The sequence below is a fragment of the Rubritalea sp. genome (assembly GCF_039830215.1).
Classification (GTDB): domain Bacteria; phylum Verrucomicrobiota; class Verrucomicrobiia; order Verrucomicrobiales; family Akkermansiaceae; genus Rubritalea.
In genome coordinates this window covers 25830-34235 of the sequence record NZ_JBDOPO010000366.1, presented here as the reverse complement: position 1 = coordinate 34235, position 8406 = coordinate 25830, and the positions used below count along the sequence as shown (strand labels likewise).

Below are 8406 nucleotides of genomic sequence, written 5' to 3'. Positions count from 1 at the left end.
GTGCTTTGAATTCAGCTTCGTGTCTTTTACGTTTTGCTTTCATTTTGTTGGTTTAGGTTCGCGGTTTGCACCGCTCCCCTCCATCAAAATCATAGCTTAACTACCTGTCCGAATTTCGGGGTCCAGCTCATTGAGCCCTCCGGCCAGCCAAGTACAGGTGATGATTTTATACAGAATTGACTGAGGGTGAGTACCAGAATCTCTTCAATAGAATTAGAAATTACCATTCGGCTTTACTAGCTGGGGTAGCAGTTTCTTCATGAACTCCTGCATGATTTGAATGCTTTGCTGCTTATCATAAATTTGGTCGTCCGGGATATTGAAGCCTTGGTCCAGATATACCGAGGTCACTCCCACGCTAAAAGTCGCGTATGCCCATTGTTGGTCGTAGCCATGTAAAAGTCGGGCTTCGATATCCGTAAAGGTTCGCTCGTAGTGACCTGAGACAATCTTTTCGGCACCAAAGAAGGTATAGTAATGTATGCGCATATCATAGACTGGCTCTCCATCCTTATTTTTAGGGGGCTCGACTCCATTTTGCTCCACTCTAGGTCGGACACAAACGAGCTCTCGCACGGGTAAATCTTCTCCACCAGGGAGGATTCCAGATAGAACAAGCGACCTTTGCCTCACAAAGTTCCACCCCTGCGCACGCAGACAAACCTCGGGCCTATGCAAGCTATTGTTGATATCCTTACCTGAAAACACAACTGAAACCTCTACTCCATTAAAGCCGGGCAACGCTGGAGTGAAATACCATTTCCTCGCGAACTCAGTGTCAGCAGCTAGAACTTCTAGCTCAGCCTTACTGACTTGCTGCTTTCTACTTTGCCAGCCGGCAATCGACTTAGGTAGATCCTTTGACAAGCGGGAAAGAACCATCTCCTTTTGACTCGGCAGAAGCCAAATCATGGAAAACCCCAGAGACAAGACAAACAGAAGAATCCACAGCCGTTTCGTCATTTTCTTCAAATTTTGCATAGCTCTATCCCTTTTGGGTGACTTTCACCTTTTTTCTAAATTTTTTCGGATTCAATAACCTATCCAACAAAATTAGCCCCCCTAGCGCTGCAGGGAAGAATATGAAGAACCCAGCAAAATCATGGTACAATCCACCAGCAAATGCTTCAAAGCCGCATTCAGCCAATACAAGGATAGTAAACACTCGGCAAAAGTTACCGAAGAGAGCGAGCGGCAGAGCTGAGGCAAACAACACAGCTTTCTTCCACAATTTATCCTGCGTGTAATAAGCGAAAATGGCAGCAATCATCACCAATGCCATGAGCGAGCGAATTCCACTGCAGCCCTCGGCAATTTTGAATTCACTCCATTTGCCGGTCGCCGATGTAATGTCATTTCCAGTATTGATGAGATCCATGCCCAAGCCACTTCCGACGTAGTAGCAAGCCTGCGTTACAAAGACTTGAAGGAAATTTGTCAGCTGGTTGAGCCCTGGCACCGGTATTGCAAACCACCAGAAAAATGCCGGAAAGAGCATGTGCCTACCCGCCCTCCAACCACAAGCGTAGATCACTGAGCCAGAAATCAAAAATGGAATGCCTATCAAGGCCAAACGAGGCTGAATGGTCCTAGCTGATCCAACAAATAACAGTAGCCCTAGCAACAAAAAGGCAATCCCACTTTTCCCACTAGAGTCAGGCTCATCCTGCATCACTTTGAACGACTGATACGAGAATAATAAAAAGAGAAATGGCACTGCAAATCCATGCAGAAGGTCATTCCTCCCATTCCAAGAATCAACCATCCACTGAAACACTTGACTCTTCCGGTTATCTAACACCGTGTAGACATCACAGATACAAAAATAATAGAGTACGACAAGCGCTATCAAGCTTAGGGGAAGAGCTAGTGGCGACTTAAGCCAAGCTTTGAACTCCTTATTCTGAGTATTCATATTTAGTCTGTTAACTTAGTCATATAACAGGCTGAAACCACGATATATGCCATAAAGATCACAAAAGTTCCCGCCCCGTATAAAAAGTAAGCTAGAGCAAATTTCTGCGGATCAATCAGCAAAATAAAAAGTAGTGGGAACCATCCATAATCCGTAATTTGTTGCGAAAACTGGAACATCCGCACTCGAGATTGCGATCTTTCATTAGCGAGCCTAACAATCAAACCTTGCCCAGCAATCATCACTTTGTAGTTCCATGCGAAGAAATACAGTGCCGAACCCGCCATATTTAAAAACATCCCAAGAAAGCACCAACTCGCAGGAAACCCATGTGCAATCGATGCATTTAGCAACATCCAACCGATGCTCCCATGCACTACAAAAATTTTCCCAGCATCCACCACATGGTCGAGCCATGTCCCATATTTTGAACATTGTCCGGTAGCCCTAGCCAACTGCCCGTCAGCACAATCAAGCGCGTAGGAAACAACCATCAACACTAATACTCCAATAGCAGCAATCCAGCTACCTAGCCCCAACTCTAACATCAAGACCATTGCGAGGATTACCAGTAAGCCGCTTGCTAGAGTGAGCTGGTTTGGGGTGACTTTACAGCGAGATGCTAAGAAGGCAAAAAATGCCCCAGCATAGTGGTAGACTTCGGTCATCCATTGGCCTCCACCGTCATGCACCGCGTCAGAAAATTCTGACCATTCTGGCCTCATAGATTTTTTTTGAGATCCCACGTCTATTCGATTCTTACAGTTGTCCCTCGCTCTGTACCATCCTGCTTAAGAAAAGCTTCATTTGTTTGAGATCAGGATGGATATCCACTTCCCTCCACCGATTTTGAGCATCAAAAAACCAAGGTTTTACACAGGTTCCTTCTTCCGCAATCCTTCGGAAAACAGTCAACCAAAAGGAATGTAGGCCATAGTCTGACGTCAGCTCAGAACGCATTGCATCACGAAACGTTTTGCGCGCAGCTTCTCCTCGCACCAAACACAAGCCTGGCGACTCGGCGTGGCATTTTTCAGGCACGATCTCCTTCGACACGTTTGTGACGCACTCCCCCCTCAGGGTCACCTTCATATCATCCACATCGAAATCCGATTTGGCTCCGACTGAAAGGTAAATTCCATTCTCCACACACGCTTCACTAAAATTGCGAAACACGCCTTTGTTGAATAGGTTGTCACCATTGGTCACCATGAAGTCTTCATGCATTTCGTGCTGGGCCATCCAAAGACTTGCTAGGTTATTGCTCTGCCTAAAAAACGGATTGTAAAGCGTCTTCAACTCTATTCCATCGATATTTAACTGGGCTACTTTTTCATCGACTTTATGGCCCAGATAACCAGTCACGACCACCACTTCATCAACAACTCCACATTCACTCAACCTCTTCAGCTGTTCATCAAGTAAAGTGACGCCACCTCCCACATCGACTAGTGGCTTAGGGTTGTCTTTTGTGAGTGGCCAGAGACGTTCACCTTTACCGGCTGCTAATATGAAAATTTTCAAGAATTTTAGGGAGATTTAATAATGTACTGATACAGACCATCACAACCAGTGAGAGTCCTCAAGTTAAACTTTAACCATTGATCCATCACTGTCCCCGTTTCACTAGAGTCATAAAAAGGAATTTTCTCTAATGGCACGGGAAAACCCACTTTTTTACGCTGAATAATGCGGGATGGAACGATGTCCGAGAAAAGACGCTTCAAGGGTGACTTTACCACACCATCCGCCATTCGATAGTCCGATGAAACCCCAGCGAATCGCTCGATCAATCGATGGTCTACAAAAGGAACCCTAGCCTCAACCGAGGCCGACATCGTCGAATTATCTAGCCTCCTGAGTAAGCCTTGAAGGTGATCTAACTGGAAAAATCGAGCAACGGCATCCTCAGTGGACTTGGCCACTTTTAAATGTGATTGCAGCACGGAATCCACGATCTCGTCATCTGAGTGGGAGCCATAGCTGTAAAGCTTGTCGAATTGCTTCAGGTCAAACTTAGCAGCTCCCGCGGCCCATCGAAAAATACGATCATATCCAAAAAAAAGCTCATCAGCCCCTTCACCACTCAGCACTACTGTATTTTTCAACTTCACCTGCTGAGTCATTAGATAAATCAAAACCTCATTAGGCACACTCAATGGCTCACGGCGCTTTTGGATCATGTCCTGCGCTGTGGACTGAAATTCCACTGAATCCACCACGCATGGAGTATGCTTCAACCCAAAGGAATCCGCAGCCAATTGCGCGTATTCAAATTCATTTTTCTCCGTAAACCCCACCGACCAAACGTCTTCCACTCCGGATAGCCCAGCAATAATCGTACTGTCCAATCCACCACTCAAGTAGGATCCTACTGGCACATCCGACACCATCCTAAGTCTAACAGCGTCCTCAACAAGGAAGCGAAGTTCCTCATCACTTGGTGGCTCTTGCCCCCCCTCTGGAAGCTCCCAGAAGTTCTTGACTACGCCATTGCTATAGTAACTCCCTGCCGGAAGCTGCTCAATCCCACGGTAGATCGTCTTACTTCCGAAACATGTGCGCAGTTTCACATACTGACGTAGGCCTTCTTCATCCCACTCATAAGATGGATTAAGTTCTAACAATGGTGCAATCTCTGAAGCAAACGCCAGCGCCATTCCTCGGCGATCAATATAGAGAGGCTTGACCCCCAGACGGTCGCGCGCGGCAAATACTGAACCATCTCGCCTATCAACCACGACAAAGGCAAACATGCCGTTCAGTTCACCAAGGCATTGGACACCTAACTTCTGGTAGAGCAGCAGTAACACCTCCGAATCACAATGCGTCCTGCACTCTAAAGAATACTTAGCCGCTAACTCTCGGAAGTTGTAGATCTCACCATTATAAGACAGAACAAGGTTTCCATCCACAGAGACAAAGGGCTGATTACTGTGTGTCCCTAGATCAAGAATGCTCAATCTTTGGTGACCGACAAAAGTAGCGTCATTTAAATCGATTATACCATGTGCGTCAGGCCCCCTATGAGCCATCAGCGGCAATGCCCCTTCAAACTCTCTGCTAGAACAACGCGCACTATAAAGAATTCCACACATAATTAAAAACCTCCCATTTCCAGAACCTCAAGATACTTCTCAATGTTTGCCACATTTGCGTCTCGTTGTGTGCCCCCTTTGTTTCCGTGAACCCTTTTATCCAGTCCGTACAACTTTTTAGACTTCAGAAAAAGAGTCTTGGCTAGCTCAGGCTCTCTCGTTTTCCACTCTCGAAGTGCGGCAGCATAATAGACTTCTCCTAACGCTCTATAGACCCGAGCCTCTTTGTCGTTGATCACCCATGGTTTAACCTGCTTTCTCGTCTCTAGCCATAGATCCGTAGCTGCGTCATATGCTCCGCGAGCAACGGCCATGCGCACCCTGGAAACATGACAATCACGTTCTATATTCAACCTTGGCTTTGATGCTGAGGATCCTTGCTTCACCAAACTTCCAGCCCCGATGAGATATTGGTCAGCAGCTATGAATTCCTTATTCCTATATGCATTCTCAGCCTGCGCGATCATCATCCAAGCTCGATGCGTATAGTACTTAAAGTGCCAATCGCGAGAGGCCACATACGGCTCAGCTAGGTCATAATACTTTTCAGCATTAGCATACATCTCTGCGTCCCTATACAGATTGGCCAAATTGAGCAAAGGCGCAGAATTATAAGGATGACGAAGCAACGACTCTTTATAAAATTCCTCAGCCCGTGAAAAGGCTGCTTCATCCCCGCGCCCGTATCGAGAATGATAGATCTTAGCCAGACGCTGGCTCCTACGAAAGTCTGGCGACCGACCATTTGCTAATGTGTATGCCTCTAGAAGAGCTTCACCGCCATTTGCAGCCCCAGCCCGCCCCTCTCTATCCTGATTTTCAAGTACCAAGGGAGCTGCTGCCCAGACTTCACGGCCAGCGAACAACAACATCCCAGCTGAAAGTAAAATCATTATCGCAGCCAGCCCTTTATCCTTTATCCTTTTTCCTCCCCCAGTTTCAGAGTCCCTCTCCTCTCTTCTTTTCTTTGTCGGTTTATCGTCCAAACTTGTACTCTTCCTCGCCTCTATTCTCTTTCTCCTCTCACCTTTCTCCTCACCCGAAACACACCACCCCAAACAGACTGCGGCTAAAAACATATTGAATGGCAAACGCAGTGGAAAATCAGTGAAGCTATGGACCATTATCACTGTGATTCCTAACAAACCAGCCAAGCTCATCCACCTAACTGAAAATATCTTGTCAGCCAGTAAAACGGAACGGAGTGCTGCACTCCAATGCAACCCTAGCACGACTAACAGCAGAAATAAACCAAGCGCTCCATAGTCGGCTAGCACCTGCAGGTATTCGTTATGCACAAATTCAGGAGTAGCATCAGAAGACGCTAAACTATCTTCCCAAAAATCGACTAATTTAAAGGAATAAGCTCGAGCGCCTTCACCCACGAGAGGGGCTTCTCTCCATTGGTCCACAGCCATCCCCCAATAGGATGCTCGTATATTTGATTCGGTCACGACACCCGTGCTCACGACCTTGTTATCACGTTCAGCAAATGTCCTCAAAGACAACGCCCCCACCAAAACTGCAGCACAGGCTCCACCTAACACCACTAATAGCCTCATCCGCTTTTTAGCGGTCTCATCGAAAACCCCAGCTCTCAACCAAAGAACCAGCAGCATAAGTCCTCCTGCGACAATGAGCGAAAACACGGTGGAACGTGAACCAGAAAAGAACGCTAAAATGAGAGCCACACAGCCCAACACCCCCAACAAATATTTCCCCCTCACCTTCAGATCTTGAGCCAAAACTGCCCAACTGAGAAAGCTCATTCCTACCACAGCCATTGCGTTACCCATAGCACCATAATCTTGGAACAATCCAAAATTCGGAGTCGATTGTGCGAGTTGACTAACACCATCTAAGGGGAGCCATAGATCACCCCCAGCCTTCTGCACACAGAAATAGATGCCATTCACTAAAATAAATCCAGCAATCACGGTCAGAGCCGAACCAGTCATTTTCACTGAACGAAATCCCCAATAAACAATCAGGCCCATACATAACAGCAACACATCCTCCTTCGCTATATCCCAAACCGGTGAAAACCACGCCCGCCCCCCAAAGTAGAGGGCCACTACACAAATCAGCCAATCCAGTTTTGACGAGTGAAGGCCATCACGAAACCCGACAACTGCTGAGCTTAAACCGGCCGAAGCCACACATACCGCACTCACAGCCAGCAAACCCCAACTCAAAGTCACTCCATAACACCCAACTAACGTAAATGCTAAAAGCCAAAGGATTTGATTCATTCGAAACATCAAATTATTTTTATTTTTAGATTCAAGACAGAAGCAGGTAAATCAGAAGTTGTCCCTAAATACAACGTCTGAACCCAACCTCGCCACAGATCCAGAGTACTAAACTTAGTTACTTTCTCCGCTTCTGACATTTATTTTTCAATTATTCATCTAGAGTCACCCCTCCATGTAGAGCAACCCTGAAGGCGCGGACTCTTCCAGTGAGGCGGACCAAGTCCGTTTACCGCTCTGGTACTGAAGCTACCTCGCAGGCTTGTACTACCTTCGAGTCTACCAAATTAGAACTACTCTCTATCCTGTAGCTTCTACTAGGAAGAGAACTTCAGCTTATGGCCACCACTCCTACCAGCTTATACTCCTGGAGTTCCTTGATGACAAAATCCTGCAATGGCGAAAGAAGTAACTCACCATTAAACTGCTTATACTCTGCCAGATTTGTCTCAACATCATTCAACCACTACTCATCCCCCATATTGATATATTCCTCCACAACCTGTGGACTTCACACTCCGAGCCAACGATCGCCGCGAGCTCAGCCAGATTCTTGTCAATAATTTTTGACGCTTAAGGGGTTAAATCTAAACGTTGAAGCACTTCAGCCATTGGAAACTGGTTAAAAATGACGTACTCTGGCTATTATAAAACGTCAAAAAGGTGAGTTTGTCTTCATCGAATTAAGCTTCGCTTACCGTTAGTTGAACAGGCGCCAGATTCTCATCTTTAATATCTAAATAGACTCGCGAGCCATGGCTCTTTATCAAATCGAGAGTTTCGACCAAGTTGGGAACTTTCTCTCCCTCAAACTGTGAACCTTTCCAACTGCCTGCGTCGAGCGCTCTAATCTCATCTGCGGAATAACTTCCAAAAGCGCCAGAACCATCGGTTATTCGATCGATAGTCCCGTCATGTAACATCATCGCTTCCCCATCAGATGTCTTTCTCACATCAACTTCATCCCCCAAAAAAATATCTCGAGAAAATGAATTCTCAATACAAACCAAAGTGTTCTCAGGAGTCTCACTCGCTTGCCCGCCCCGATGCCCTATCACAAACGTTTCAGCCTGTATAATGCCCACGCTACAGATGAGAGAAAAACTACCTCTGGTACTTTCATTCTTCTTTTGAACAGCAT

At 46.3% G+C, this 8406-nt stretch carries 7 protein-coding genes; all 7 read right to left on the bottom strand.

Annotation, left to right across the window (positions count from 1 at the left end; genetic code table 11):
* Positions 1 to 213: 213 nt before the first annotated feature.
* A complete protein-coding gene (locus ABGY95_RS12515; protein ID WP_347442019.1) occupies positions 214 to 981 on the bottom strand; it encodes an exosortase-associated EpsI family protein in 768 nt (255 codons plus the stop codon).
* A gap of 4 nt (positions 982 to 985) precedes the next feature.
* Positions 986 to 1915, bottom strand: a complete 930-nt coding sequence (locus ABGY95_RS12510) for an exosortase/archaeosortase family protein (RefSeq protein ID WP_347442018.1) — start codon at positions 1913 to 1915, stop codon at positions 986 to 988.
* Between the two features lie 2 nt (positions 1916 to 1917).
* Positions 1918 to 2640 (bottom strand): CDP-alcohol phosphatidyltransferase family protein, encoded by a 723-nt coding sequence (locus ABGY95_RS12505; protein WP_347442017.1) that lies wholly within the window; start codon positions 2638 to 2640, stop codon positions 1918 to 1920.
* Positions 2641 to 2674: 34 nt separating this feature from the next.
* Entirely contained in the window at positions 2675 to 3439 is a 765-nt protein-coding gene (locus ABGY95_RS12500) for a sugar phosphate nucleotidyltransferase (protein WP_347442016.1), read from the bottom strand.
* A gap of 5 nt (positions 3440 to 3444) precedes the next feature.
* Positions 3445 to 5013, bottom strand: a complete 1569-nt coding sequence (gene asnB, locus ABGY95_RS12495) for an asparagine synthase (glutamine-hydrolyzing) (RefSeq protein WP_347442015.1) — start codon at positions 5011 to 5013, stop codon at positions 3445 to 3447.
* Positions 5014 to 5015: 2 nt separating this feature from the next.
* The gene (locus ABGY95_RS12490) at positions 5016 to 7088 is read right to left on the bottom strand and encodes an O-antigen ligase family protein (protein WP_347442014.1); all 2073 of its coding nucleotides are present in this window, start codon (positions 7086 to 7088) and stop codon (positions 5016 to 5018) included.
* 860 nt (positions 7089 to 7948) lie between these two features.
* Positions 7949 to 8323 (bottom strand): glycerophosphodiester phosphodiesterase family protein, encoded by a 375-nt coding sequence (locus tag ABGY95_RS12485; protein WP_347442021.1) that lies wholly within the window; start codon positions 8321 to 8323, stop codon positions 7949 to 7951.
* Positions 8324 to 8406 lie beyond the last annotated feature (83 nt).

Excerpts from the sequence above, each read along its gene's own strand:
- ABGY95_RS12510 (WP_347442018.1), bottom strand. The coding sequence starts at position 1,915 with ATGAATACTCAGAATAAGGAGTTCAAAGCTTGGCTTAAGTCGCCACTA.
- ABGY95_RS12515 (WP_347442019.1), bottom strand. The coding sequence starts at position 981 with ATGCAAAATTTGAAGAAAATGACGAAACGGCTGTGGATTCTTCTGTTT.
- asnB (WP_347442015.1), bottom strand. The coding sequence starts at position 5,013 with ATGTGTGGAATTCTTTATAGTGCGCGTTGTTCTAGCAGAGAGTTTGAA.
- ABGY95_RS12505 (WP_347442017.1), bottom strand. The coding sequence starts at position 2,640 with ATGAGGCCAGAATGGTCAGAATTTTCTGACGCGGTGCATGACGGTGGA.